The following is a 26,123-nucleotide window of genomic DNA, read 5'->3' as shown; positions in this document are numbered from 1 at the left end:
TCGGATCAGGAGAAATCGGGACGACGCTTCTCCACGAACGCGTCGACGCCTTCTCGTCCGGCCGGCGAGGATGCGGCCGCCGAAATCGATGCGGCTTCGGCGTCCAAATGCTCTGTCAGAGTTGCGGATTCGGACGCCTGTAGCAGCGATTTGATTCCCTTGTACGCTGATGTCGGCCCGTTGGCGAGGGTTCGAGCCAGGCGCTCGGCCTCGCTGTCCACGATGTCGTCGCCCACGAGGCGGCTGAGAATCCCGAGACGAACTGCCTCCTCGCCGTTGATGATCGAGTCGTTCAGCAGAATGTCCATCGCGCGGCCCGAACCGACGATGCGGGGCAGCGTCCACGACATTCCTCCGTCCGGAGTGAATCCGATCGAGGGGTACGCGGGGCGCAGCTTGGTGGACGGTCCGCCGATGGCGATATCGGTGAGACAGACCAGGCTCATGCCTGCACCGGCGGCCCAGCCGTGTACACCGGCGACGATCGGGACGCTGACTGTTGCGAGTTCACGAACGAAAGCATGGAACGTGTCTGCGACGGAACCGACGAAGGCACTGCGATCGGCCGCACCGGCGAAATCGCGTACATTGCCGCCGGCGCAGAAATTGGGTCCCCGTCCGATGAGCAGGACGCTTCCGATTGCGGTCGTACCGGCGTTGACGGACCGGAGGGCCGAGGTGCCGTCGGCGATGCCTTCGAGGTCGAGCGAGGCACCGCCTGCCTCGGTGGCGACGACGATGCGCAGTACACCGTCCTCGATGCCGACCTTGCTGGAAATGTCTGCGTCCGAATAAGTCACGTTCGGGACTCTAACCGACTCTTCTGTTCCGCCGTGGGGCCGGCGTGCTCGGGCACGGATGCGCGAGCCCTCTGCCAGGACCGCTACCGGGGTCGAAGACGGGGCAGCTGGACGCTGAATACCGTGCTCGAATCCACCCGGTCGACGGTGATGGTGCCGCCGTGCAGGCGCACGTTCTCGGCGGCGAGGGACAGTCCGAGACCGCTGCCCTCGCTGCGTCCACGAGCGGTGTCCACCTTGTAGAACCGTCGGAAGATCGCGTGGCTGTCCTCCGGTGATATTCCGGGCCCGTGGTCGACCACTGCCACGTCCACCCACTCGGGACGAGCGTGCATCTCCACGCGTACCGGGGGCTCGCCGTGACGCAGGGCATTACCCACGAGGTTGGCGACCACCACGTCGATGCGTCGTGGATCCACGGTGGCGTCGATAGTGTCCGGCCCACGCAGTTCGACGCTCTCCGCCCATCCGCGGCGGGTCAGCGAGTGTCGGACGAGTTCGACGAGGTCTACGTCGTCGAGAACGAGGCGCGCCTGTTGTGCGTCGTGACGAGACATCTCGATGAGATCCTCGACGAGGCGAGTGAGCTTGCCGATCTCACCGCTGACTATTCGGGCGGCTGCTCCCGCATCGGGCGAGAGTTGGGGGATTTCCTCTCGGAGTATCTCGCCGACCGGAACTAGTGCTGCCAGCGGAGTTCTCAGCTCGTGGGAGACGTCGGCGACGAACCTGCGCGCCTGCTCTTCCGACTCCTCCAACCCGCGAATGACCGTCTCGTTTCTGGCGATCATGGTGTTGAAGGTCGTCGTCAGCTCGGCGAGTTCGGTCACGCCCTCCTCGGAGAGTCGGACACTCAGATCACCGTCGGCGGCGCGGGCAGCGGCCCGATCGAGGCGTCGCAGCGGACGCACCAGGGTCGAGGCGATCCACAATCCGAGCAGACCACTGACCAGTACTCCGCCCGCCAGGGTGAGGGCCACGGCGCGCAGAAGATCGTCGAACTTGTCCTGCACGCCCTCGAGCGGCCGAATGGCGACGGCCGTGACGAGGGTTTCGTCGCCGTCCGGGTCGTTCGACTGGAAGACACGGACCGACATGGCCAGCAGGATCCGTTCGGAGTCGAGTCGGACGAAACGGATGATTCCGCGACCGTCCACCCCGGCCAGAAAGTCGGGGGAGAGCGTGGCCGGGTCGACGGATCCCCGTTGCACTTCGTCGTCGCCGACGAGCAACGTCGCGTCGGACGGAAAGAGTTGTCTCAGTTCGGATGCCGTCGTTCGGGTCACCTGGGCCCCGTCGACATCCCGTAGCTCGTCGCGGAACTGCGCCGTCGCCACGTCCTGCGCGTTGGAGTAGATCCACGATCGCGCCATGAACGACACCACACCGGCAGTGGCACCGGCGATGATCACGACGATGGTGATGAACACGAGGACCAGTCGAGTACGTAGGCCGTCGACTCGCAGCCGAGACGGCATCAACGAGCCGGGCCGGGATCGAATCGATATCCGAACCCGCGCACCGTTTCGATGGCTGCCGGTGCAGCAGGGTCGTCCTCGATTTTTCCGCGCAGTCTCTGGATCGCGGCATCGACGATCCGGGAGTCACCGAGGTAGTCCTGATCCCATGCTGCAGACAACAATTGGCCTCGGCTGAGCACGTGACCCACGTTCTCGGTCAGGGCGAGCAGGAGGCGAAGCTCGGTCGGTGTCAGCGTCAGCAGAGTTCCGCCCTTCCTCACCTGTAGCGACGAACGGTCGACGGTCACATCGCCGTACTGTTCGACGATTGCCGTTGCCGTCGCCGCGGCGGGTGTCGTCTCGGTCGATCGTCTGACCACAGCCTTGATACGAGCGTCCAGGACTCGTGGGCTTGCGGGTTTGACCACGTAGTCGTCCGCACCGGCTTCCAGACCCGCGACGGTGTCGATGTCATCGGAGCGGGCCGTGAGGATGATGATCGGGATCGAACTCTGCGCTCGAATCCGTCGACAGATCTCGTAACCGTCGGCTCCGGGGAGACCGAGGTCGAGCAGGACGATCTCGGCGGCGGTGAGCGCGTTGTCGAGATCACCGTTGCCGTCGGGGCGATGGTCGACGCAGTGACCGAGTCGATTCAGCCCCAACGTCATTGCTTCGGCCACAGCTGGATCGTCCTCCACGAAGAGAATGTTCACCATGTCGAAGACCTTGTGTAGTAGGGGCAATCGCGATCGGCCAAGGGTACAGGGCTCACACCTGCGCGAGACGTTCGTTGTCGGGGTCGGCCAGCGTCGAATGTCGGGGGTCGGAGATCCTGATCGGAAATGCGGAGACCGCCAGGGCATAGCATCCGACGAGCAGCAGCGCGCCGAGCGCGTCACTGGGGCGGTGCCATTTCAGGACGACGACCGACACGGCAGTTCCGAGGACGAGCAGTGCTCCGTTGATCGCGACGACGATCCGCCAGGGGCGAGCGGTTGCGAGGTAGACCGCACAGACGACAGCTGTGACGCAGGTGAGGGTGCCGCTGGGAAAGGAGTTGTGCTGGACGAGGCCGTCCAGGTTCGGTCGATCGAGCGAGTACTTGAGAATCCAGGCCGTCGCAATCGGTCCGAGTGTCATGATTCCCACTCGCAGTGTCAGGGCAATCCTGTTGCCGCTGAACATGATCAGAAATGCGACGAGAACCGCTCCTGCGGCCGAGACCGGTGCGACGAGGTCGACGAATTCGGCGCAGACGTCCACGAGGTCTCCGGACAGTGTTTCGGCGCTCACCATCAGTTCCTGATCCACCGTTTGTCCTACGGTCGTCAACACGCCCAGGTAGTAGACGACGACTCCCAGGTTCAGCAATGCCAGCGCGGCGACCAGACGCCTCGGTTCGACCCGTGTCATCGTCGGCCCTCCGCTCGTTCGTCGGACGGGTCGTCGAGTGCGACCGGGCATGTGTCGCCGGGAGTGGTCGCCATCTCGAAGTGCCACATTTCGTTGGCATAGGTCTGGCACAGGCCGTAGTCGTTGCCGTGTCGGCTCATCCAGTCGGCGGCATCCGTCGGTCCGACATCCACCGCCCGTCCGGTGACATGCTTGGAGTTGTTCGGAGTTTGCACCCATCGTCTGGCTTCGTCGGTGCTGCCGTAGCGGCGTACGGCCTCGTCGAACAAGCGTTGCTGGTACGCCGCGGAACGCCATCCGGAGGTGACGTACACATTCACTCCGGACGATGTCGCATCGGCAGCAGCGGAGCGCAGCGCTTTCAGCAGAACGGGGTCGAGACGGGCCAGTGCGGGAAGATGGGTGTTGTCGAGGCCTATCCGGTCGTCTATCTCACCGCCGGCCGGCCCCGAGTCGGGCTGAGTGGCCAGGTAGTGCGCGGCCGTCGGCGTGTCGGGCTCTGTATTCGAGCATGCCGTGAGCGTCAGCATTGCGAGCGCCGAGACGAAGAGTGTGCGTGTGGTCGCCATACGTTCGAGACTGCTCGGCCGGTGTCACCGGCCGGTGCCCGTGATTCGCCATCTTCGTCACGGTTCCGCTCGGCTGTGTAACAGAACAGAACGGGAGCACGAACGACTGTGCCCCGCCTCCGAGTATCCGGGGGCGGGGCACAGTGCTCGCACGCAGTCGAGGCCGTGGAGGAAATCGAAGAGCGAGGCCGAAATCAGCCCCGGACCACCTTGCCTGCCTTCAAGCAGGAGGTGCACACGTTCATGCGCTTGGAGTTACCAGGCGCAACCTGAGCGTGAACGGTCTGGATATTCGGGTTCCAACGACGGTTGGTCCGTCGGTGCGAGTGCGAGACCGACTTACCGAAGCCGGGCCCCTTGGCGCATACGTCGCAGACGGCAGCCATAGTCGCGAACTCCTTGATAGATGTTGATCGATACATGTGGTCGAAGACATCGAAACGAACTACGAGCAGATGCAAGGATTGCAATGCGTGAAGATCGCCTCGAGGCAACCCTGCAAGAATAGCGGCGCAGCACGCAATCACCAAACCGCCACGGCAGACGCTGCGTGAGGGCTCACGGCGGCGCGCCACCGATCCTGCCCGACTAAGCTTCGGGCACTGTCCGCGACCGGAGTACGGACAAGGGTATCGGTGCAACGCGGGGGAGGCTGCTCGACGTGGTCGACGTTCTCGATTCGATCGATGCTGCGGCCCTGCGACGGTGGGCCTACCGGTGCGTGGATTCCCTCACTGCCCGGTGCGACGAGATCAATGCGCTCAACGTGTTTCCGATCCCCGACTCGGACACCGGTACCAACCTGATGTTCACCTTCCGGGCCGCGGTGGAGTCGATGCGAGGGGCCGGACCCGCCGCGGACACCCGTGCCATCGGGCGTGCACTGGCCGTCGGCGCGGTAGCGGGTGCCCGCGGTAACTCGGGTGTGATCGTCTCCCAGTTGCTGCGTGCGGTCGCCGAGGCTGCAGCGGACGGCCCCTTGGACACCGTGTCGATCCAGGCGATGCTGCGACGCGCGCAGGTCCTGGTCTCGGATGCGGTGAGCGTTCCGGTCGAGGGCACGATGCTCACCGTGCTCGCCGCCGCCGACCGCGATGCTGCGGCGCACGACGCCAACGTCGATCTCTCCACGCTGGTGATCGACATCGCCGAGGCCACGGCGCGCGCCCTCGACAGCACGACCGACCAACTCGTCGAACTCCGCGAGGCCGGGGTCGTGGACGCCGGAGCGCTCGGGCTCTCGGTCGTTTTCGATGCGCTGGTCGAAGTGGTGACCGGCCGCATCCCGCCGCGCAGGCGTTACCACCGCCCACAGAGTCGTGAACGGACACTCGTAGGCGACGGATCGAACGCGACCGACGGCTGTACCGGAACACCCGAGACGGTGACGGTGTCCACCCACGGCCGGCCCCTGGGGTACGAGGTGGTCTACGTCGTCCACGGGATCGACGACGCGCAGGCAACTGCCCTCCGCGCTGCTCTGTCCGATCTCGGCGACTCGGTGGTGGTTGCCGGTGACGGATCCGGGGCCTGGTCTGCGCACGTTCACACCGCAGATCCCGGTGCTGCCGTCGAGTGCGGAATCGGCACCGGAAGCGTTCGCGGGGTGCGTATCTCGTGCTTCGGCTTGGCCGAGTTCGATGCTGGGGTCGGCGACGACGCACGCCGTGGACCGGCGTTGTCGGTGGGACGCGATATTTTGGCGCTGGTTGCCGGTGACGGTGCCGCTGATCTCTACGTTCAGGAAGGCGCGACGGTGGTGCGGTGTGACGAGCCGATCGACTCCTCGGTACTGCAGCGAGCAATTGTCGCAGCCAAGCATCGCGAGGTGTTGGTGTTGCCGAACGGGGCGCTGTCGGCGCAAGAACTGGTTGCCGTCGGCGCCGCGGCCCGAGCCGACGGCAAGGACGTGATGATGCTGCCGTGCTCGGCGATGGTGCAGGGACTGGCCGCGCTCGCGGTGCACGACGTCGCCAGGGCCGCGGTCGACGATGCGTTCACGATGTCCGAGGCGGCGGCGGGAACCAGGTGGGGTTCACTGCGCATCGCGCAGGAGCGGTCGCTCACGTGGGTGGGTATGTGCGAGCCGGGCGACAGCATCGGCCTGGCGGGGCAAGAGGTGGTGATCGTTGCCGCGCGCCCGCTCGACGCGGGGTGCCGTCTGCTCGATCAGCTTCTGGCCACCGGCGGAGAGATGGTGACGGTGCTCGTCGGGGCTCAGGCTTCGGCGGACTTCGGTGATCGGCTGGCCGAGTACGTGACGGGTGCGCATCCCGGGGTCGACGTGGTGGTCTACGCAGGTGGGCAGCCCGGAGACCTCGTGCAATTCGGAGTGGAATAGGGAATTTCGGTTATGGCAACGCTGGTGGACCGGCTCGATCACGTTCTCGGAGTCGCGGCGGCGACCCCGCTCGCAGACACCTTCGGTATTCGTACCGTCGAGGATCTGCTGCGGCACTATCCGCATCGCTACATGACGCACGGTTCGGAGCTCGGCGAAACAGAGCCCCCCGAGGGCGAGCACATCACCATCGTCGCCACGGTCGAGTCCGCGACGCTGCGTTCGATGAAGAATCGCAACGGCCAGTTCCTCGCAGTGACCCTCGCCGCCGACGGACAGCGGATCGAGGCCACCTTCTTCAGTCCGCACAAGCTCAAGCACGTAGTCGTGCCAGGTCGGCGGGGAATGTTCTCCGGCAAGGTGAAGTACTTCGGCAAGCGGTGGAATCTCACCCACCCCAGCTACGTGATCCTGGGCGGAGACGACAACGACGGAGCCGTCGTGCCCGCGGGTCGCATCGTCGGCGGCGGAACTCTGGCCGGTCTGGCCCGTGGTGCGGTCGATGCCTCGGGATCCGTCGACATGTCGGTCTTCGATCGGGCGTTCGTTCCCATTTACGCGGCCACCAAGGACGTCGAGAGTTGGACATTCATGCGTTGCGTGCGGCAGGTCCTCGACCAACTCGACGATGTGACCGATCCGCTGCCGGAATCGGTGCGCCGAGAACGTGGACTCGTCGACATCGATACCGCGCTGCGGTCGGTCCACTTCCCCGACACCGCGCAGGACAAGGACTCCGCCCGTGAGCGGCTCAAATTCGACGAGGCTCTGGCCGTGCAGCTCGTCCTCGCGGACCGTCGCCGCGATGCATCGACTCGGGTGGCCGCGCGATGCCCGCCGATCACCGACGGCATCGCCGTCGAGTTCGATCGGCGGCTGCCGTTCGAATTGACCGCCGGTCAGCACGACGTCGCGGCCGAGATCGCCAACGATCTGTCTGCGCCACATCCGATGTCGAGGCTGTTGCAGGGCGAGGTCGGCTCGGGCAAGACCATCGTCGCGCTCCGGGCGATGTTGCAGGTGATCGATGCCGGTCATCAGTGTGCGCTGCTGGCACCCACCGAGGTGCTCGCCTCCCAACATGCACGATCGATCAGGTCGATGCTCGGCAGTCTTGCCGCCGGTGGCGAGCTCGGATCGCACGAACTCGCGACCAAGGTCGCTCTGCTGACCGGTTCGATGTCCACTGCGGCCAAGCGGTCCGCACTGCTCGATGCCGTGACCGGAGACGCCGGGATCGTGATCGGTACCCACGCCCTGATCGAGGACCGGGTGGAGTTTCTCGATCTCGCGATGGTCGTCGTGGACGAACAACATAGATTCGGTGTCGAGCAGCGAGATGCGTTGCGGGCCAAGGCCCGCGGCAACACAAGTCCCCACTTGCTCGTGATGACAGCGACACCGATCCCGCGCACCATCGCGATGTCGACGCTCGGCGATCTCGAAACGTCGGTACTGACAGAACTTCCTCGCGGCCGGTCACCGATCATCAGCAACGTCGTGCCTGCCAGAGCCAAGCCGACGTGGGTGGATCGAGCGTGGCAGCGCATCCGTGAAGAAGTTGCTGCCGGACGTCAGGCCTACGTGGTCTGCTCGCGGATCGGCGACGGCGACGACGCCGAGACGGGCAAGAAGAAGACCGCCTCGAAGTCCGACGACGGACCGGAGACCACGGCCGCGGTGGACATGTACGACACCCTCGTTGCCGGTCCGATGCACGATCTCCGGGTGGGTTTGTTGCACGGGCGACTGTCGGGTGACGACAAGGACATCACCATGTCCGAGTTCAATACGGGCGAGATCGATGTCCTCGTGTGTACGACGGTGGTCGAAGTGGGTGTCGACGTTCCCAATGCGACGGTGATGGTGATCATGGACGCCGACCGATTCGGGGTCAGTCAACTCCACCAGTTGCGCGGTCGAATCGGTCGAGGCGGACACCAGGGTCTGTGCATCATGATCAGCTACCTCAGTCCCATGGGCGGTTCGTTCGCCCGGCTCGAGGCGGTGGCCGCGACCAACGACGGCTTCGAGCTGGCAAAACTGGACCTCGCCACCCGGCGAGAAGGTGACGTACTCGGGGCCGCACAGTCCGGCACGGTCAGCGGCCTTCGGCTGCTGTCGTTCATCGACGACGAGGACATCATCGCCGACGCACAGGACTGCGCGAGGACACTGTTCGCACGGGACCCGTCGTTGGCGAACGATCCTGGCATCGCGTCGATGATGCGGTCGGCCTGGCGATCGGACCGGGTCGACTACCTTCAGAAGTCCTGACCGGACAGGAGTCGAGCCTGCAGGAACGACCAGGGGAGCCAGTAGGCCTTCACTGCACCGTTTCAGTCGAGAGAATCGAACAATTCGTCCCGAATGGTGAGATCAGTACGCCTCGGAGGCCCATGCTGCCGGGTAAGTTGAGCCAATGTTCTCCAAAGTTTTGGTTGCCAACCGCGGCGAGATCGCCATCCGTGCCTTCCGTGCTTCCTACGAACTCGGTGCCTCCACCGTTGCGGTGTTCCCGTTCGAGGACCGAAACTCGGTGCACCGGACGAAAGCCGACGAGGCATATCAGATCGGGGAGAAGGGCCATCCGGTACGGGCGTACCTCTCGGTCGACGAAATCGTCGCCGCCGCCAAGAGGAGCGGGGCCGACGCGGTGTATCCCGGGTACGGATTCCTCTCCGAGAACCCGGATCTGGCCGCTGCGTGTGCCGAGGCCGGCATCACCTTCGTCGGCCCGTCCGCCGATGTACTGGAGCTGACCGGCAACAAGGCACGCGCTATCGCGGCAGCGAAAGCCGCAGGGCTTCCGGTTCTGGCGTCGTCGGAACCCTCGTCCGACATCGACGAGCTCGTCGCAGCGTCGGAGACCATGACCTTTCCCCTGTTCGTCAAGGCGGTGGCGGGCGGCGGTGGCCGAGGGATGCGACGAGTTGCCGAACCGGCGCAGTTGCGTGAGTCCATCGAAGCTGCTGCGCGCGAGGCGGAGTCGGCGTTCGGAGACGCGACGGTATTCCTCGAGCAGGCCGTGATCGATCCCCGGCACATCGAAGTCCAGATACTCGCCGACGGCCAGGGCAATGTGGTGCACCTGTTCGAGCGGGACTGCAGCGTGCAGCGTCGGCACCAGAAGGTCATCGAATTGGCACCGGCACCGAACCTGCCCTCGGAGCTGCGGGAGAGAATCTGCGCCGACGCCGTTGCGTTCGCCAAGCAGATCAACTACTCGTGCGCCGGTACCGTGGAGTTCCTCCTCGACACCCGCGGCAATCACGTCTTCATCGAGATGAATCCGCGAATTCAGGTGGAGCACACCGTCACCGAAGAGGTGACGGATGTGGACCTGGTGCAGTCCCAGTTGCGGATCGCCTCGGGGGAGACGCTTGCGGACCTCGGTCTGCAGCAGGAGAACATCGTGTTGCGCGGTGCCGCGTTGCAGTGCCGTATCACCACCGAGGATCCAGCGAACGGCTTTCGGCCCGACGTCGGCCGCATCACCGCCTACCGCACTCCCGGCGGTGCCGGGGTTCGGCTCGACGGTGGTACGACGCTGGGCGCAGAGGTCGGCGCGTACTTCGATTCCATGCTCGTCAAGCTTACCTGCCGTGGCCGTGACTTCGACACCGCTGTGGCGCGGGCCCGACGTGCGGTGGCGGAGTTCAGGATTCGCGGCGTCGCGACGAACATCCCGTTCCTGCAAGCGGTTCTGGTCGACCCCGACTTCACCGCGGGCCGGGTCACCACCTCGTTCATCGAGGAGCGACCGGAACTACTGACGTCGCGCTCCTCGGGTGACCGTGGCACCAAGATTCTCACCTACCTTGCCGATGTGACGGTCAACAAGCCGCACGGTGAGCGTCCGTCCCCGGTGTACCCACACGACAAACTTCCTGCGGTCGACTTCTCCGCGCCGATTCCCGACGGTTCGCGTCAGCGATTGCTCGCCCTCGGGCCCGAAGGCTTTGCCCGAGATCTGCGCAACCAGAAGGCACTCGGCGTCACCGACACCACCTTCCGTGACGCGCACCAGTCCTTGTTGGCCACGCGTGTGCGCACGAGTGGATTGCTGGGTGTGGCCCCGTACGTGGCACGTACGACGCCGCAGTTGCTCTCCATCGAGGCGTGGGGCGGTGCTACGTACGATGTGGCGCTGCGCTTCCTGCACGAGGATCCGTGGGAACGACTTGCAAGTCTGCGAGAAGCCGTCCCCAACATCGCAATTCAGATGCTGCTGCGCGGTAGGAACACCGTCGGCTACACCCCGTATCCGGAGAAGGTGACCCGCAGTTTCGTCGCCGAGGCCACCGACACCGGAATCGACATCTTCCGCATCTTCGACGCGCTCAACAATGTCGATCAGATGCGCCCTGCAATCGATGCGGTGCGCGAAACCGGAACTGCGCTGGCCGAAGTGGCGCTGAGCTACACCGGGGACCTGTCCAACCCGAACGAAGACCTGTACACCCTCGACTATTACCTGAAGTTGGCCGAGCAGATCGTCGATGCAGGAGCGCATGTACTCGCGATCAAGGACATGGCCGGGCTGCTTCGCGCACCGGCGGCCAAGACGTTGGTGACGGCGCTACGGTCGAATTTCGATCTGCCCGTACATGTGCACACGCACGACACACCCGGTGGTCAGTTGGCCACGTACTTGGCAGCGTGGGAGGCCGGCGCCGACGCCGTCGACGGTGCCAGCGCGGCGATGGCCGGAACCACCAGCCAGCCGGCGCTCTCGGCCATCGTTGCGGCAGCGGCCCACACCGTCCGGGACACCGGGTTGGATCTGCAGGCCGTCTGCGATCTCGAGCCCTACTGGGAGGCCGTGCGAAAGGTTTACGCGCCCTTCGAGTCCGGACTGCCGGCACCGACCGGCCGTGTCTACACGCACGAGATTCCCGGCGGTCAACTCTCCAACTTGCGGCAGCAGGCCATCTCGCTCGGACTCGGTGATCGGTTCGAGACGGTCGAGGCCAATTACGCCGCAGCAGACCGAATGTTGGGTCGCCTGACCAAGGTGACGCCGAGTTCGAAGGTCGTCGGTGATCTGGCCCTGGCTCTGGTCGGTGCGGGAGCATCGGCCGAAGAGTTCGCCGAAGACCCGAGTCGATACGACATCCCCGATTCGGTGATCGGCTTCCTCCGTGGCGATCTGGGAACCCCCGCAGGTGGCTGGCCCGAGCCGCTGCGCACCAAGGCTCTCGAAGGCCGAGGTGCGGGCAAGCCGGTCACGCCGCTGACCGACGAGGACGAGAAGAATCTCGACGGCACGTCGGCGCAACGCCGTACGACTCTCAATCGCCTGCTCTTCCCCGGCCCGACAGCGGAACTCGAGGCACACCGCGAGAAGTACGGCGATACGACTCGGCTGTCGGCCAACCAGTTCTTCTACGGGCTGCGTCAAGGTGAAGAGCATCGCGTCACCCTGGAGAAGGGAGTCGAGCTGCTCATCGGGCTCGAAGCGATCTCCGACCCCGACGAGCGTGGCATGCGCACCGTCATGTGCATTCTGAACGGTCAGCTGCGTCCGGTGTCGGTGCGCGATCGATCCATCTCGAGCGAGGTGCCGACGGTCGAGAAAGCGGACCGATCGAACTCCGGCCACATCCCGGCACCGTTCGCCGGTGTCGTGACCCTGTCCGTCGAAGAGGGACAGAAGATTTCGGCCGGCGACACGGTCGCCACCATCGAAGCGATGAAGATGGAGGCGGCGATCACCGCGCCTCGCAGCGGCACGGTGACCCGGCTGGCGATCTCGGGTGTTCAACAGGTCGAGGGCGGCGATCTGCTCGTCGTCGTCGGTGGGGGGTCGACGGGCGAAGAGGCCGGGAGCGAATGACGCGGATCGTGGCGGGGGTTGCAGGGGGCCGGCGGCTCTCGGTTCCGGGCCAGGGCACCCGCCCGACATCCGAGCGGGTGCGGGAGGCTCTGTTCAGCTCGCTCGAGAGCCGGATGGACTTCGACGGTGCCGCGGTTCTCGATCTGTTCGCTGGGTCGGGTGCGCTCGGGCTCGAAGCGCTCTCGCGCGGCGCATCGTCGGCGGTATTGGTCGAGTCCGACTCACGAGCGGCGGCGGTGGTGCGCCAGAACATAGAGTCGGTCGGACTGATCGGCGCGTCGGTCAAGTGCGCCCCGGTGGCCTCGGTACTGGCTGGGGTACCGGATGCGGAATACGACCTGGTGCTGGCCGACCCGCCGTACGCCGTCACCGACAGTGCGGTGACGGATCTGCTGAACAGGCTCGTCACCGGGGGATGGCTTGCACCGGATGCGGTGGTCGTTCTCGAGCGATCGTCGCGTTCGCCGGAGACGGAGTGGCCGGACGGTCTGGTAGCGGAGAAGTCGAAGAAGTACGGGGAGAGTCGAATCGAGATCGCGGCACGATCGTGACGACCGATCCCGGGATCGGCTGATAAGTTCGCGGGCATGACTGGCGCACTGTGTCCTGGATCCTTCGACCCGGTGACCAATGGTCATCTCGATATCTTCGAGCGAGCCGCCGCCGCGTTCGACGAGGTGGTGGTCACGGTGATGGTGAACAAGAGCAAGAAGGGCATGTTCAGCATCGACGAGCGAATCGAGATGCTCGAGGTGGCCACGGAGCATCTGCCCAACGTCAGAGTCGGTTCCTGGTACGGCCTGTTGGTCGATTATGCTCGGCAAGAAGGCTTTTCGGCGATCGTCAAAGGTCTGCGCAGCTCGGTCGATTTCGACTACGAGTTGCAGATGGCGCAGATGAATCGAACCCTCACCGGGGTGGACACGCTGTTCCTCCCGGCGAATCCAGCGCACAGCTTTCTGTCCAGTTCGCTGATCAAGGAAGTCGCGACCTTCGGGGGAGACGTCACCGGGATGCTGCCGCCGTTCGTGCAGGAGCGACTGACCGCTCGTATCGCCGAGCGCGCCGCCGACTAGTTCGCGGAGCGACACACCGGGAGGGTATAGCGCCGACGCGCGTCTGGGCAGGCAGACTGAATAAGTGCAGCACTGTGTAGCTCGACCGCTCGGCGGTCGGCACGTGCAGTGGCAGATTCGACGATTGGGGTAACCGGTGTACCGCGTATTCGAGGCGCTCGACGAGCTCGTCGCCATTGTCGAGGAGGCGCGCGGCGTTCCGATGACCGCTGGATGCGTCGTCCCGCGCGGCGATGTCCTGGAACTGCTCGACGATGTTCGTGACGCCATCCCCGGCGAGCTCGACGACGCGCAGGACGTTCTGGACCATCGCGACAAGCTCGTGGGCGATGCCCGGGCCACAGCGGAGAAGACGGTCGGAACCGCCAACGCCGAAGCGCAGGACACCGTCGAGAACGCTCGGGATTCTGCCGATCGCATTCTCGCCGATGCCAAGGCGCAGGCGGACCGCATGGTGTCCGAGGCGTCGGCGCATGCCGAGCAGCTCGTGGCCGATGCCGAGGCAGAAGCAGAGCGGACGGTGCTCGAGGGCCAGCGCGAGTACGAGGAGTTGACCGTTCGGGCCCGTACCGAGGCCGACCGAATGATCGAGTCCGGCACGTTGTCCTACGAGCGATCGGTGGCCGACGGCACCGCCGAACAGAACCGGTTGGTGTCCCAGACCGAGGTGGTGCAGGCCGCGCACGCCGAGTCGGCGCGCGTGATCGACAGTGCCCATGCCGAATCCGATCGAATGCGCAGTGAGTGCGACGTGTACGTCGACACCAAACTCGCGGAGTTCGAGGAGTTCCTCAGCGGCACCATTCGCTCCGTCGGTCGCGGACGTCAGCAACTTCGAACCGGTTCCGGTGTCCCGGAATACGGCAGCGAGCCGTACGGCGAACCCGCGTACGGCAGCCAGGAAGGCCGTCGCAGCCGACACTGAGGGCGGTGATTTGCCCTCGTATGCACGCATGCGTATCGTTGTGGGGTTGCTTACCGACAGTAGGCAAACCGACAGTAAGGAAGAACAGCCGTGCCCCCGCCCCAGAGAACGACCCGTCCTGAATTGGACGCCGGATTCGTTCTGGACATCCTCAACCTCGGTCGTCGACCCGGGTCGACGAAGACCGTCGAGCGGACGGTTCCGGCTCCTTCCCGAATCGGCCTCGATGCGATTGCCATCGAAGCCGGAGTCCCGGTCTCGCTCGATCTGCAGTTGCAGGCGGTATCGGAGGGCGTTCTCGTCACCGGTTCCGTACGAGCTGCCACTGCCGGCGAGTGCACGCGGTGCCTCGATCCGGTCAGCGGCAACGTTGACGTCTACTTGACCGAACTGTTCGCATACCCGAACAGCATCACCGAGGAGACCACGGATGCGGACGAGATCCACCGCATCGTCGACGACCTGATAGACCTCGAACCCGTCATCGTCGACGCGGTCGGTCTGGAGCTTCCACTCCACCCCGTCTGCAGTGACGAGTGCGAGGGATTGTGCCCAGAATGCGGCGTTCGCCTGGCGATTGCTGAATCCGGCCACAGTCACGATACAATTGATCCTCGCTGGGCTGGACTTGCAGCCAAATTTGGCGTGGATCCAGAACCGAGCACAGAACTTGTGAACAACGAAGCCGAGGAGAAGTAAGTGGCTGTCCCGAAGCGCAAAATGTCGCGTTCCAACACGAGGTCGCGTCGTGCACAGTGGAAAACCACTGCGCCCACCCTCGTGACGTGCCCCAACCGTGGGTGCGGCGAGAAGACGTTGCCCCACATCGCGTGCCCTTCGTGCGGTACCTACAAGGGCCGCCAGGTCGTCGCAGCGGTCTGATTCCCGCTCCGGTGACCAACGAAGTAGTGGATCGTCGCAACAACGATTCACAGAAGAATAGTTCTACTGCCGTCAGCGGCGGGGACGACCGAGAGTCGCTCCTCGCCGCTATCGGTGTTTCTCTGTCGGAACCACTGTTGACCCTGGCTCTGACCCATCGTTCGTTTGCCTACGAGCACGGCGGTCTTCCTACCAACGAGCGCCTCGAGTTCCTGGGCGATTCGGTGCTCGGTCTGGCGGTGACAGAGCATCTCTACGCGGTGCACCCCACCAAGTCCGAGGGCCAGTTGGCCAAAATCCGGGCAAGCGTGGTGAACATGCATGCCTTGGCGGAAGTAGCGCGCGGTCTCGGTGACGGCGGTCTGGGTCGTCATCTGCTGCTGGGTAAGGGCGAGGAGCAGACCGGCGGCCGCGACAAGCCGAGCATCCTGGCCGACGGTATGGAGTCGATGCTGGGTGCGATTCATCTGCAACACGGCATCGACGTCGCTCGCACCGTCGTTCTGACCCTGTTCGCCGGCCTGTTGGACCGTGCTCCCAAGCTCGGTGCAGGTCTGGACTGGAAGACGAGCCTGCAGGAATTGACTGCAGAACGCGCCCTGGGCGTTCCGGCATACGAGATTGCGTCCACCGGACCCGACCACGACAAGGAATTCACTGCCACCGTGTTGATCGGTGGATTCCCCCGGGGCGTCGGAGTCGGTCGATCGAAGAAGGAAGCCGAGCAGAAGGCCGCCAGTTTGGCGTGGAATACGCTGTCGGGCAACGACATTGCCGTAGCCGACGTGCCCCCGACCGACCCTTCCTGATGCCCGAACTGCCCGAGGTCGAAGTCGTCAGGCTCGGTCTGGAATCTCACGTGGTGGGTAAGACCATCGATTCGGTGGAGGTACTGCACCCCCGTGCCGTGCGTCGTCACGATCTCGGTGGCCTCGATCTGATCGGTCAGCTGCGGGGTCAGCGCGTGTCCTCGGCCCGGCGCCGTGGGAAGTATCTGTGGCTGGTGATGGAGCCCGGCGACTTCGCCACTGTCGTGCACCTGGGTATGAGTGGACAGATGCTGGTGCAGCCGCCGTCCGCGCCGGACGAGAAGCACCTGCGGATTCGGGCACGACTCGACGACGGTACCGATCTTCGGTTCGTCGACCAGCGAACATTCGGCGGCTGGGCTCTCTCCCCGATCGTGACGGTGGACGGCACACCGGTACCCGAACCGGTGGCGCACATCGCGCGAGACCCGATCGACCCGCTGTTCGACGCGGAATCCGTGGTGAACGTGTTGCGCGGCAAGCACACCGAGATCAAGCGGGCTCTCCTCGATCAGACCGTGCTGTCCGGCGTGGGCAACATCTACGCAGACGAGGCTCTGTGGCGGGCGAAGATTCACGGAAACCGCATCGCAGAAACGTTGACCCGGCCTGCTCTTCGTCGACTGCTGACTGCCGTCCACGCGGTGATGGGGGAGGCCCTGGCGCAGGGTGGTACCTCGTTCGATGCGCTGTACGTCAACGTCAACGGACAGTCCGGCTACTTCGACAGGTCGCTCGATGCCTACGGACAGGAAGGTCTGCCCTGTTCACGATGCGGAGCACCGATCAGGCGTGAGAAGTTCATGAACCGCTCCTCGTTCAGCTGCCCCACCTGCCAGCCGAGACCCCGACACATCCGGACCTGACAGCGCACAGGTCATTCCGCTGGCTCCACTCCTGCGCATAGGTCATTCCGCTGGCTCCACTCCTGCGCATAGGTCATTCCGCTGGCTCCACTCCTGCGCATAGGTCATTCCGCAGGCTCCACTCCTGAGCGGCCCGCCTAGTATTTCGGTCATGGCAGAACAGAGCACGCCGACCAACCTCTGGGTCGAGCGCACAGGCACCCGTCGCTACACCGGTCGCAGCTCGCGAGGAGCCGAAGTACTCATCGGTTCCGAGTCGGTCGAGGGCGTCTTCACACCCGGTGAGCTGCTCAAGATCGCACTCGCAGCGTGCACCGGTATGAGCTCGGACGTACCGCTCTCGCGTCGACTGGGGGACGACTACTCCGCCACCGTCGAAGTGTCCGGTGCAGCAGATCGTGAGAACGAGCTGTACCCGGAATTGAACGAGATCCTCCGCGTCGACCTCAGCGCGATGGACCCCGACGCGCAGCAGCGACTGCTCACCGTCGTCGAGCGGGCGATCGACAAGGTCTGCACGGTGGGGCGGACCCTGAAGGCGGGTACGACGATCAACTTGGACATCGACGTGGACGCCTGATGAAGGTGGGGGCAGCCGCCGTCGTGGCGGGCCTTGTTCTCGCAGCGTCGGTTGCCCTGTCTCCCACCGCGGAGGCGTCGAGCACCTGCACTCCGTGGTCGGTGAGCACGGTGGCATCGGGATTCGGGCTGCTCGAGAATCTGGAATTCGACGGCAGAGGCTCGATGATCGTCTCCGAGACCTCGCCGATCGGACCGGGCGCTCTGCGTACTGTCGCACCGAACGGGGACCGGGGCACTCTCGTGTCGGGCGTCGAGTCACCCGGCGGATTGGTACGGGACGGAGACACTCTGTACTTCACAACCGGAAACAGTGCTGCGGCAGGACTTTTCGACATGCGGACGGGAACGATCGAGACGATCGATCTCGGCACGGGTGCCAGGTCGACGTACGCGTCGGGCCTGACCATGCCCAACGGCCTGGCCCGCTCCGCCACCGGCGATCTGTTCACCACCCGGAATCTCGGTGGCGCGTCTGGGCTCACTCGCATCGCAGTCGGCGGCGATGAGACGGTCGGTTCGATGTCGACGGTGCGTACCGATCTGGGTTCGGCCAACGGCATCGGTGTCGGCGGCGGAAACATCTACGTGGCCACTACGTTCGATCCGGAAACGACGGTGACTGTGCTCGACGAGAAGGACCCGGCCGGTCCGTCCACGCGCATTCGCGTCGACGGATTCGGACCGCTCACGATGTCGGACGATCTGACCGTGGCCGACGACGGAACGGTCTATCTCGCACAGAATCTCGCGGGCAGGGTCCTCCGGGTCGATCCCGAGACCGGATCGTCCTGTGTCATCGCGACCGGAGTGCCGTTGACCTCGTCGGTTGCTTTCGGCGGAGTCGGATTCGATTCGGAGGCGTTGTACGCCACGAGTTTCGACGGAACGGTCCGAAAGATGAGTCCGGTATGACGGACGAACGGCTGACGGCATGGGTGCACGGCCTGGTTCAGGGGGTCGGGTTTCGTTGGTGGACTCGCTCGCGCGCGCTGGAGCTGGGATTGGTCGGGCACGCGACCAACCACGCGGACGGACGTGTTCTGGTGATAGCCGAGGGTCCGCGTCAGCGCCTCGACGCACTCCTGGAATTGCTCCGAGGCGGCGGCACCCCGGGCACGGTCACCCTGGTCGTCGAGAGTTGGGAGAGCGCCCGCGGCGGCCTCACAGGCTTCGTGGAACGGTGACCCGCCGCCGCCCGCGGACGGCTCGGCGCACATCGCTACGTCGTACCGGTAAAGTACGGACGCTATGTATCTCAAGAGTCTGACGCTCAAGGGCTTCAAGTCCTTTGCTTCGGCGACGACTCTTCGTTTCGAGCCTGGAATCACCTGTGTGGTCGGCCCCAACGGCTCCGGTAAATCCAACGTCGTGGATGCCCTGACCTGGGTGATGGGTGAACAAGGTGCCAAGGCGTTGCGCGGCGGGAAGATGGAGGACGTCATCTTCGCGGGTACGTCCGGCCGCGCACCCCTCGGCCGCGCCGAGGTGACTCTGACCATCGACAACTCGGACGGTGCGCTGCCGATCGACTACTCCGAGGTCTCGATCACCCGACGCATGTTCCGGGACGGTGCCGGTGAATACGAGATCAACGGCAGCTCGTGCCGGTTGATGGACGTCCAGGAGTTGCTCAGCGACTCCGGTATCGGCCGCGAGATGCACGTGATCGTCGGTCAGGGTCGACTGGCGGCGATCCTGGAATCGCGTCCCGAGGACCGTCGGGCCTTCATCGAGGAAGCTGCCGGGGTGCTCAAGCACCGCAAGCGCAAGGAAAAGGCCGTACGCAAGCTCGACGCGATGCAGGCCAATCTCGCGCGGCTGACGGACCTCACAACCGAATTGCGCCGTCAACTCAAGCCACTGGGCAGGCAGGCCGAGGTTGCGCGTCGCGCGCAGACCGTGCAGGCAGATCTGCGTGACGCTCGGCTGCGGTTGGTGGCCGACGACCTGGTGGCCAGACGTGAAGAATTCGCGAACCAGACCCAGGACGAGGAAGCGGCTCGCGAGCAGTACGCGATGGTGCAGGATGCCCTCGAAGCCGGAACCGTAGCGCTCGCAGAACACGAGCAGGCGGTGGCACGGCTGACACCGAGCGCCGAAGCGGCCGGGCAGACGTGGTTTCGCCTGTCCGCGCTGGCCGAACGCGTGAATGCGACGGTACGCATCGCGCACGAACGTGCTCGGCATCTGGACGCCGTCCAGAGCACCGGTCGCGGGCAGGATCCGGACGAGCTCGAAGCACAGGCCGAGCGCGTCGCCGAGGAAGAAATGGAACTCGTCGAGGCAGTCGAGATGGCGCGGGAAACCCTCGAAGCGGCCCGCGAGCAGCTCGCCGAGCGCGAATCCGCTGCTGCAGCCGCCGAGCGTGCTCACCTCGCCGCTGTTCGCGCGGTTGCCGACCGCCGCGAAGGATTCGCGCGCCTGTCCGGTCGAGTCGACACCTTCAGAACCAAGGTCGAGTCCATCGACGCCGAAGTAGCGCGACTCTCGGTGGCCATCGACGAGGCCAGAGAACGCGGCGAGTCGGCTCAACGTGAGTTCGAGAGCGTCCAGGATCAGATCGGCACCCTCGACGCCAGTGAGCTCAGCCTCGACACCCATTACGAACGAGCGGTCGCCGCATTACGCCATGCCGACGCCCGGGTATCGGAATTGCAGGCCGAAGAGCGCATCGCTGGTAAGAGGGTGGCATCGTTCGAGGCCAGGATCGAGGCGCTCACCATGGGCCTCGAACGCAAGGACGGTGCCGGGTGGCTGGTGGAGAACCAGCAGGACGGTCTGTCCGGTCTGCTCGCCGGCCATCTCACGGTCGAGCCGGGGTACGAGATCGCGGTCGCCGTCGCCATGGGTCCGGCGGCCGATGCTGCGCACGCCGAATCGTTCGACGCTGCGCGCGCTGCCGTGCTGGCCCTACGCGCTGCCGACGGCGGTCGCGCGTCCATCGTGCACGGTAATGCTGTTGCTGCACAACCGATTCAACGGCCTGCGCTAGCGAACGGTGCTCGGTGGGCACTCGACCTGATCGAGTATCCGGATCGGTTGGCCGGAGCGATGGCGGCATTGCTCGACGGTGTGGTGGTTGTCGACTCGCTGGACGCGGCGCACCGGCTCGTCTCGGATTCGAGTGAACTGCGTGCCGTGACCACGGACGGCGACGTCGTCGAGCCGGGCTGGGTCACCGGCGGATCGGACCGTCGACCCAGCACCCTGGAAGTACAGTCGGCGATCGATACGTCGACGGTGGAGCTGACGGCGGCCGTACGCCGGGCCGAGGAGCTCGACGCCGCGCTGTCGGGCGCGTTGGCGGAACAGCGCGACCGGCGTGAATCCGCCGAGCAGGCGCTCGCAGCCCTGAACGAATCCGATGCTGCGATGGCCGCTGTGTACGAGCAGTTGGGTCGCTTGGGGCAGCTGGCACGTTCGGCACACGCAGAATCCGCGCGATTGTCGACCCAGCGCAGTTCCGCCGAAGCGAGCCGCGAAGAAGCGATCGAGCGCCTGGCCGAGCTCGAAGACAGTCTGCGGACGGCAGAGGACGAACAGAACGGTTTCGCCGGAGACGGCGAGAGCGGTGACGCGGCGACCACCATGGAGCGCGAGATGGCGGCTGCGGCACTGACCGAAGTGCGCGCGGTGGAGGTCGAGGCGCGGCTGAACGTACGAACCGCCGAGGAGCGCGCGCAGTCGGTGCGGGGCCGTGCCGATTCGCTGCGCCGAGCGGCGCGAGCCGAACGCGAGGCCAGGGCACGAGCCGAACGCGAAGGCGCAGCCCGGCGGCACGCTGCCGCAGTGGCTGCTGCCGTCGGCGAATCGGGTGAGGACCTCGCCGCTCGATTGGCCTCGGTGGTGGCTGCGGCGGCACGAAGGCGCGATCAGCTCTCCGCCGAACGCGCCACGCGCACAGTCGAACTCGACAAGGTCAAGGAACAGGTTCGGGCTCTTCAGGGCCAGCTTGCGTCGATCACCGACGCCGTCCACCGGGACGAGGTCGCCCGTGCGCAGGCGGCACTGCGAATCGAGCAACTCGAAACGACGATTCTCGAACAACACGGCATCGGCCTCGACGATCTGGTGGCCGAGTACGGCCCCGATGCGACGCTGCCCCCGACCGAGCTCGAGATGGCGGAGTACGAGGCCGCCAAGGAACGCGGTGAGCAGGTTGTGGCCCCCGCGCCCATGCCGTTCGATCGCGCCACTCAGGAGCAGCGGGCCAAACGCGCAGAACGTGATCTCGCCACACTCGGCAAGGTGAACCCGTTGGCTCTCGAAGAGTTCGCAGCCCTCGAAGAGCGCTACAACTTCTTGTCCACTCAACTCGAGGACGTCAAGTCCGCGCGCAAGGACTTGCTCGGCGTGGTCGCCGACGTCGACGACCGCATTCTGCAGGTCTTCACCGAGGCCTGGCTGGACGTCGAAAGAGAATTCACCGGCGTGTTCGCCAAACTCTTTCCCGGCGGCGAAGGACGGCTGATTCTGACCGACCCGTCGGACATGCTCACCACCGGAATCGAGGTGGAGGCGCGTCCACCGGGCAAGAAGGTCAAGCGATTGTCCTTGCTCTCGGGCGGCGAGAAGTCGCTCACTGCAGTCGCCATGTTGGTGGCCATCTTCCGTGCCCGGCCGTCACCGTTCTACGTCATGGACGAGGTCGAGGCTGCACTCGACGACACCAACCTGCGCCGACTGATCGGGTTGTTCGAGCAGCTCCGTGAGAAGTCGCAGCTGATCGTCATCACGCACCAGAAGCCGACCATGGAAGTCGCCGACGCGTTGTACGGCGTCAGCATGCGCGGTGACGGCATCACCACGGTCATCTCGCAGCGACTGAACCGAGAACGCGTGGCGGTGGATGTAGCCGAGCCGGAGACAGCACCCGTGGTCGAACCGGACGCGGTCTCGTAGGTCCGGTCCCGCCTACTGCTTCGGGTAGAGCTGCTCGGTGTACGAGGGCCCGTAGTACTCGCGCAGTTCCTCGACGGTCTCGGGGGCCTGCGGAATCAACGCCTTCGTCAAGGACGCGACATCGGGAATGGACTCCGCATCCCATGTTTCCGGCTGCCACAACTTGGACCGCATGAACGCCTTGGCGCAGTGGTGGAACACCTGCTCGATGTCGACGACGAGGCACATGATCGGCCGGTGGCCCTTGACCTGCAGTTCGTCGAAGAACGGTGCATCGGTCACCAGTGACGCGCGACCGGCGATGCGCAGAGTGTCACCGCGCCCCGGCACGAAGAAGTTCAGTCCGACGAACGGGTTCTCGAGAATGTTCCGGTAGCCGTCCATCCGACGATTGCCGGGACGTTCGGCAAGGGCGATCGTGGCGTCGTCGATGACGTGGACCAAGCTGCCGGGCGGGTCACCTTTGGGGGAGACGTCGCACCGTCCACTCGCGTCCGAGGTACCCATCAGGCAAAAAGGCGAGGCAGCGAGCCATTGCACGTCCAGCGGGTGCAGTGTGCTGCGGTCCTTGTTCGCGGCTCGAAAGCTCGGCTGGCCGAACATCTCCGTCAATCTGTCGGCATCGCGCACCGTCGTCCACTCCATGACTTCAGATGCTATCGACACGGCTGGGGTGGGGGACAGTGCTTTTCTCGGGCGGAGCACCACCGGTGACGAACGGCCGTGAACGCCTGACAGGATGGGGTACGTGAGTAACCAAGCGTGGATCATCGTCGCGGCGATCGCCGCTGTCCTACTGGTCGTTCTCGTCGTCGGGCTGGTGCTCTCCCGTCGACGGAGAGTGTCGCTCAAGTCGGACGAGGCCGCGCGGATCGAGGACGCGGCCACCAAGGACAGATCCGGTGGCTATACGGCGGGCAGTGGTTTCTCGTTCAGCCAGGGCACGGCGACCGCCGAGCCCGTCGCGCCTGCCCCGAAGCCCGTTCCACCTGCGCCGAAGCCTGTCCCGAAGCCCGTCGAGACCTCCCCGGTCGAGCCGACGCCGGTGGCACCCACTCCCACCCAGGACGAGCCGGAGGTGCTCGAACCCGAGGCACCGGTCATCGAGCCTCAGGAGCCGGTTGTCGAGCCCCCCGAGCCGGCCGAGCCCGCAGTGCCGGAACCGGCCGTGGACGCCGAGGCTCCTGCTCCTCGACTGGACACCATCGATCCCACCGAGGGTCGGCTGGATCGGCTCCGCGGTCGCCTGGCGCGCTCTCAGTCCGCGGTGGGCAAGAGCTTGCTCGGATTGCTCGGCGGCGGTGACCTGGACGAGGATTCCTGGGAAGAGGTCGAGGACACCCTGCTGATCGCCGATATCGGTTCTGCGACCACCGCAGAGATCATGCGCACCCTGCGCGAGCAGATGGCGGCGCGCAGTATCCGCACCGAGTCCGATGCGCGAGCACTTCTGCGCGAGATTCTCGTTGCGCAACTTCATCCCGAGTTCGATCGGTCGATTCGAGCGCTTCCGCACGACGGTGCGCCTGCCGTGCTGCTGGTGGTCGGAGTCAACGGCACCGGCAAGACCACGACCACCGGCAAACTCGCTCGCGTACTGGTCGCGGACGGGCGGCGAGTGTTGCTCGGAGCCGCCGACACGTTCCGCGCGGCCGCGGCCGATCAGTTGCAGACCTGGGCCGAGCGAGTCGGTGCCGAGGTGGTTCGTGGCAAGGAGGCCGCAGATCCGGCCGCTGTCGCCTTCGACGCGGTGAGCAAGGGAATCGAGAACGGTGTCGATGTGGTTCTGATCGACACCGCGGGACGGTTGCACACCAAATCGGGTCTGATGGACGAGCTGAGCAAGGTCAAGCGAGTCATCGAGAAGCGGGCCCACGTCGACGACGTTCTGCTCGTTCTCGACGCAACTGTGGGCCAGAACGGACTGACACAGGCCCGCGTCTTCGCCGAGATCGTGAACATCACGGGAGTCGTGCTGACCAAGCTCGACGGAACCGCGAAGGGTGGCATCGTTTTTCAGGTCCAGCGTGAACTCGGAGTGCCCGTCAAGCTGGTCGGTCTCGGCGAGGGTGCCGACGATTTGGCCCCGTTCGAGCCGGGAGCGTTCGTCGACGCGCTGCTCGGCTGATCGAACCCCTGGGGTCGCCTGCGAATCGGTCGAAAAGCACAAACGCCAGCACGAAACCTTTTTGCAACAGAATTCGGTCATGCGTTCACATGTCCGAAACACCCGAGTGTCACGGATGAAACTTCGTGAAACCACTCTTCTTGCGTAACGGCGCGCCAACCGGTGTGCAGGAGAATGGAGGGTGTACGTGAGTCCCGAGGATATGTTGGCCAACTCCGGCAACGCCGCGTGGATGCTGATTGCAGCATCTCTGGTACTGCTGATGACGCCGGGCTTGGCGTTCTTCTACGGCGGTATGTCGCAGTCGAAGTCCGTGTTGAACATGATGATGATGTCGTTCGGAGCAATGGCCGTCGTCTCGATCATCTACTTCCTGTGGGGTTGGTCGATGTCCTACGGAACGCAGGACATCGGTGGGGTGTTCGCCAACCCGTTCGAGTTCTTCGGACTCAAGGATTCGATCACCGATGCCGACGGTAACTACATCGCCGGTGCATGGGGATACGCCAACATCATCGATGTGGCATTCCAGGTCACCTTCGCGATCATCACGGTCGCACTGATCAGCGGCTCCATCGCAGGCCGCGTCAAGTACGGCACGTGGCTGGCATTCGCAGGCATCTGGGTCACTCTCGCGTACTTCCCGCTGGCCCACATGGTGTGGGGTGGCGGACTGCTCTCCGGGTCCGAAAAGGGTCTGGCTGCAAAGATTTTCGGAACGATGGTCAACGACGACGGTGACACTGTCGCCAACGTGGCTCCCATCGACTTCGCAGGTGGCACGGTCGTGCACATCAACGCCGGTATCGCGGGCCTGATTCTGGCGATCATCATCGGCAAGCGCGCCGGATTCGGCAAGGTCGCGTACCGCCCGCACAACCTGCCGTTCGTCATGCTCGGTGCTGCACTGCTGTGGTTCGGCTGGTTCGGATTCAACGCAGGTTCCGCATTCGCAGCCGACGGCATCGCCGGCTTGGCGTGGGTCAACACCACCGCAGCCACCGCAGCGGCCATCGCGGGCTGGCTCATCACCGAGCGCATTCGTGACGGCCATGCCACCAGCCTCGGCGCTGCCTCGGGCATCGTCGCCGGTCTGGTCGCGATCACCCCGGCTGCAGGCGCGCTGACACCGGTCGGCGCCATGATCCTCGGCGTCATCGCCGGTGTTCTCTCCGCTCTGGCAGTCGGCCTGAAGTTCAAGTTCGGCTACGACGATTCGCTCGACGTCGTGGGCGTGCACCTCGTCGCAGGCCTGTGGGGCACCATCGGAATCGGCTTCCTCGGCTCCGAGACCGGTCTCTTCTACGGTGGCGACTACAAGCAGCTCGTCGTGCAGATCGTCATCGCGCTCAGCGCGTTGATCTTCACCGCGATCGTCACCGCGGTGATCGCGTTCGCGCTCAAGCCTCTCGGCTGGCGCGTGTCGGACGAGGAAGAGGCCAATGGCATCGACGAAGCCGAGCACGCTGAGACTGCATATGATTTCGCCTGACAAGGTAGAGATAGACGTGAACGCTGCACCGTACGA

23 protein-coding genes are annotated in these 26,123 nt (G+C 65.0%); 16 read left to right on the top strand and 7 right to left on the bottom strand.

The genetic code is table 11. The features are described 5' to 3' along the window. Nucleotides 1-5 precede the first annotated feature (5 nt). From CH294_RS24335 to rpmB, 6 genes are all read right to left on the bottom strand, one after another. Nucleotides 6-800 (bottom strand): enoyl-CoA hydratase-related protein, encoded by a 795-nt coding sequence (locus CH294_RS24335; protein ID WP_094705078.1) that lies wholly within the window; start codon nt 798-800, stop codon nt 6-8. A gap of 83 nt (nt 801-883) precedes the next feature. Then, nucleotides 884-2,230: a HAMP domain-containing sensor histidine kinase gene (locus tag CH294_RS24330; RefSeq protein ID WP_249305479.1), complete on the bottom strand. Its 1,347-nt coding sequence runs from the start codon at nt 2,228-2,230 to the stop codon at nt 884-886. A 47-nt stretch (nt 2,231-2,277) separates the two neighbouring features. Then, entirely contained in the window at nt 2,278-2,979 is a 702-nt protein-coding gene (locus tag CH294_RS24325; protein WP_094610562.1) for a response regulator transcription factor, read from the bottom strand. 52 nt (nt 2,980-3,031) lie between these two features. Continuing rightward, the gene (locus CH294_RS24320) at nt 3,032-3,676 is read right to left on the bottom strand and encodes a phosphatase PAP2 family protein (RefSeq protein WP_032403169.1); all 645 of its coding nucleotides are present in this window, start codon (nt 3,674-3,676) and stop codon (nt 3,032-3,034) included. Next, a complete protein-coding gene (locus CH294_RS24315) occupies nt 3,673-4,245 on the bottom strand; it encodes a M15 family metallopeptidase (protein WP_094739255.1) in 573 nt (190 codons plus the stop codon). The genes CH294_RS24320 and CH294_RS24315 overlap by 4 nt, the downstream gene beginning before the upstream one ends. Before the next feature lie 194 nt (nt 4,246-4,439). Beyond that, nucleotides 4,440-4,631 carry a 50S ribosomal protein L28 gene (gene rpmB, locus CH294_RS24310; protein ID WP_008717389.1) on the bottom strand — a complete coding sequence of 64 codons (192 nt, stop codon included), beginning with the start codon at nt 4,629-4,631 and terminating at the stop codon, nt 4,440-4,442. 275 nt (nt 4,632-4,906) lie between these two features. Here rpmB and CH294_RS24305 point away from each other — a divergent pair, with 275 nt between their 5' ends. From CH294_RS24305 to smc, 14 genes are all read left to right on the top strand, one after another. Beyond that, nucleotides 4,907-6,586 (top strand): DAK2 domain-containing protein, encoded by a 1,680-nt coding sequence (locus CH294_RS24305; RefSeq protein ID WP_094739254.1) that lies wholly within the window; start codon nt 4,907-4,909, stop codon nt 6,584-6,586. A gap of 12 nt (nt 6,587-6,598) precedes the next feature. Beyond that, complete coding sequence (gene recG / locus CH294_RS24300) at nt 6,599-8,863, top strand: ATP-dependent DNA helicase RecG (protein ID WP_037155601.1); 2,265 nt, start codon at nt 6,599-6,601, stop codon at nt 8,861-8,863. Between the two features lie 145 nt (nt 8,864-9,008). Then, nucleotides 9,009-12,425: a pyruvate carboxylase gene (locus CH294_RS24295; RefSeq protein WP_032403172.1), complete on the top strand. Its 3,417-nt coding sequence runs from the start codon at nt 9,009-9,011 to the stop codon at nt 12,423-12,425. Further along, on the top strand, nt 12,422-12,976 hold the full coding sequence (gene rsmD / locus CH294_RS24290; RefSeq protein WP_032377024.1) for a 16S rRNA (guanine(966)-N(2))-methyltransferase RsmD: 555 nt from the start codon (nt 12,422-12,424) through the stop codon (nt 12,974-12,976). Before CH294_RS24295 ends, rsmD begins: the two co-directional genes overlap by 4 nt. Before the next feature lie 36 nt (nt 12,977-13,012). After that, nucleotides 13,013-13,501, top strand: a complete 489-nt coding sequence (coaD, locus tag CH294_RS24285) for a pantetheine-phosphate adenylyltransferase (RefSeq protein WP_032377025.1) — start codon at nt 13,013-13,015, stop codon at nt 13,499-13,501. A 136-nt stretch (nt 13,502-13,637) separates the two neighbouring features. Then, nucleotides 13,638-14,426 carry a DivIVA domain-containing protein gene (locus tag CH294_RS24280; protein WP_032377026.1) on the top strand — a complete coding sequence of 263 codons (789 nt, stop codon included), beginning with the start codon at nt 13,638-13,640 and terminating at the stop codon, nt 14,424-14,426. A 90-nt stretch (nt 14,427-14,516) separates the two neighbouring features. Beyond that, on the top strand, nt 14,517-15,125 hold the full coding sequence (locus CH294_RS24275) for a DUF177 domain-containing protein (RefSeq protein ID WP_170944840.1): 609 nt from the start codon (nt 14,517-14,519) through the stop codon (nt 15,123-15,125). Beyond that, nucleotides 15,126-15,308 carry a 50S ribosomal protein L32 gene (gene rpmF, locus CH294_RS24270; RefSeq protein ID WP_032397784.1) on the top strand — a complete coding sequence of 61 codons (183 nt, stop codon included), beginning with the start codon at nt 15,126-15,128 and terminating at the stop codon, nt 15,306-15,308. A 26-nt stretch (nt 15,309-15,334) separates the two neighbouring features. After that, the gene (gene rnc / locus CH294_RS24265; protein WP_094705060.1) at nt 15,335-16,117 is read left to right on the top strand and encodes a ribonuclease III; all 783 of its coding nucleotides are present in this window, start codon (nt 15,335-15,337) and stop codon (nt 16,115-16,117) included. Continuing rightward, nucleotides 16,117-16,983 carry a bifunctional DNA-formamidopyrimidine glycosylase/DNA-(apurinic or apyrimidinic site) lyase gene (mutM, locus tag CH294_RS24260; protein WP_032403175.1) on the top strand — a complete coding sequence of 289 codons (867 nt, stop codon included), beginning with the start codon at nt 16,117-16,119 and terminating at the stop codon, nt 16,981-16,983. Before rnc ends, mutM begins: the two co-directional genes overlap by 1 nt. 151 nt (nt 16,984-17,134) lie before the next feature. Continuing rightward, nucleotides 17,135-17,563: an OsmC family protein gene (locus CH294_RS24255; protein ID WP_032377030.1), complete on the top strand. Its 429-nt coding sequence runs from the start codon at nt 17,135-17,137 to the stop codon at nt 17,561-17,563. Next, on the top strand, nt 17,563-18,477 hold the full coding sequence (locus CH294_RS24250; protein WP_249305477.1) for an SMP-30/gluconolactonase/LRE family protein: 915 nt from the start codon (nt 17,563-17,565) through the stop codon (nt 18,475-18,477). The genes CH294_RS24255 and CH294_RS24250 overlap by 1 nt, the downstream gene beginning before the upstream one ends. Next, a complete protein-coding gene (locus tag CH294_RS24245; protein WP_032377032.1) occupies nt 18,474-18,749 on the top strand; it encodes an acylphosphatase in 276 nt (91 codons plus the stop codon). Before CH294_RS24250 ends, CH294_RS24245 begins: the two co-directional genes overlap by 4 nt. Before the next feature lie 64 nt (nt 18,750-18,813). Beyond that, nucleotides 18,814-22,467 (top strand): chromosome segregation protein SMC, encoded by a 3,654-nt coding sequence (gene smc, locus CH294_RS24240; protein ID WP_094739253.1) that lies wholly within the window; start codon nt 18,814-18,816, stop codon nt 22,465-22,467. 12 nt (nt 22,468-22,479) lie between these two features. Here smc and CH294_RS24235 read toward each other — a convergent pair whose 3' ends face one another. After that, on the bottom strand, nt 22,480-23,112 hold the full coding sequence (locus tag CH294_RS24235; protein WP_032403179.1) for an MSMEG_1061 family FMN-dependent PPOX-type flavoprotein: 633 nt from the start codon (nt 23,110-23,112) through the stop codon (nt 22,480-22,482). Nucleotides 23,113-23,206: 94 nt separating this feature from the next. Here CH294_RS24235 and ftsY point away from each other — a divergent pair, with 94 nt between their 5' ends. Both ftsY and CH294_RS24225 read left to right on the top strand, forming a co-directional pair. Beyond that, the gene (ftsY, locus tag CH294_RS24230; RefSeq protein WP_170944839.1) at nt 23,207-24,595 is read left to right on the top strand and encodes a signal recognition particle-docking protein FtsY; all 1,389 of its coding nucleotides are present in this window, start codon (nt 23,207-23,209) and stop codon (nt 24,593-24,595) included. Between the two features lie 202 nt (nt 24,596-24,797). Next, on the top strand, nt 24,798-26,087 hold the full coding sequence (locus tag CH294_RS24225; RefSeq protein WP_170944857.1) for an ammonium transporter: 1,290 nt from the start codon (nt 24,798-24,800) through the stop codon (nt 26,085-26,087). The last annotated feature ends 36 nt before the right edge of the window (nt 26,088-26,123 follow it).

The organism is Rhodococcus sp. 14-2483-1-1 (assembly GCF_002259335.1).
Taxonomy (GTDB): Bacteria; Actinomycetota; Actinomycetes; order Mycobacteriales; family Mycobacteriaceae; genus Rhodococcoides.
The sequence above is the reverse complement of the archived record's forward strand: the minus strand, read 5'-3'. Positions and strand labels throughout refer to the sequence as shown.

Excerpts from the sequence above, each read along its gene's own strand:
- CH294_RS24325 (WP_094610562.1), bottom strand. The coding sequence starts at position 2,979 with ATGGTGAACATTCTCTTCGTGGAGGACGATCCAGCTGTGGCCGAAGCA.
- CH294_RS24320 (WP_032403169.1), bottom strand. The coding sequence starts at position 3,676 with ATGACACGGGTCGAACCGAGGCGTCTGGTCGCCGCGCTGGCATTGCTG.
- CH294_RS24315 (WP_094739255.1), bottom strand. The coding sequence starts at position 4,245 with ATGGCGACCACACGCACACTCTTCGTCTCGGCGCTCGCAATGCTGACG.
- rpmB (WP_008717389.1), bottom strand. The coding sequence starts at position 4,631 with ATGGCTGCCGTCTGCGACGTATGCGCCAAGGGGCCCGGCTTCGGTAAG.
- recG (WP_037155601.1), top strand. The coding sequence starts at position 6,599 with ATGGCAACGCTGGTGGACCGGCTCGATCACGTTCTCGGAGTCGCGGCG.
- CH294_RS24295 (WP_032403172.1), top strand. The coding sequence starts at position 9,009 with ATGTTCTCCAAAGTTTTGGTTGCCAACCGCGGCGAGATCGCCATCCGT.
- rsmD (WP_032377024.1), top strand. The coding sequence starts at position 12,422 with ATGACGCGGATCGTGGCGGGGGTTGCAGGGGGCCGGCGGCTCTCGGTT.
- coaD (WP_032377025.1), top strand. The coding sequence starts at position 13,013 with ATGACTGGCGCACTGTGTCCTGGATCCTTCGACCCGGTGACCAATGGT.
- mutM (WP_032403175.1), top strand. The coding sequence starts at position 16,117 with ATGCCCGAACTGCCCGAGGTCGAAGTCGTCAGGCTCGGTCTGGAATCT.
- CH294_RS24255 (WP_032377030.1), top strand. The coding sequence starts at position 17,135 with ATGGCAGAACAGAGCACGCCGACCAACCTCTGGGTCGAGCGCACAGGC.
- CH294_RS24250 (WP_249305477.1), top strand. The coding sequence starts at position 17,563 with ATGAAGGTGGGGGCAGCCGCCGTCGTGGCGGGCCTTGTTCTCGCAGCG.
- CH294_RS24245 (WP_032377032.1), top strand. The coding sequence starts at position 18,474 with ATGACGGACGAACGGCTGACGGCATGGGTGCACGGCCTGGTTCAGGGG.
- smc (WP_094739253.1), top strand. The coding sequence starts at position 18,814 with ATGTATCTCAAGAGTCTGACGCTCAAGGGCTTCAAGTCCTTTGCTTCG.
- CH294_RS24235 (WP_032403179.1), bottom strand. The coding sequence starts at position 23,112 with ATGGAGTGGACGACGGTGCGCGATGCCGACAGATTGACGGAGATGTTC.
- ftsY (WP_170944839.1), top strand. The coding sequence starts at position 23,207 with ATGGGGTACGTGAGTAACCAAGCGTGGATCATCGTCGCGGCGATCGCC.
- CH294_RS24225 (WP_170944857.1), top strand. The coding sequence starts at position 24,798 with ATGTTGGCCAACTCCGGCAACGCCGCGTGGATGCTGATTGCAGCATCT.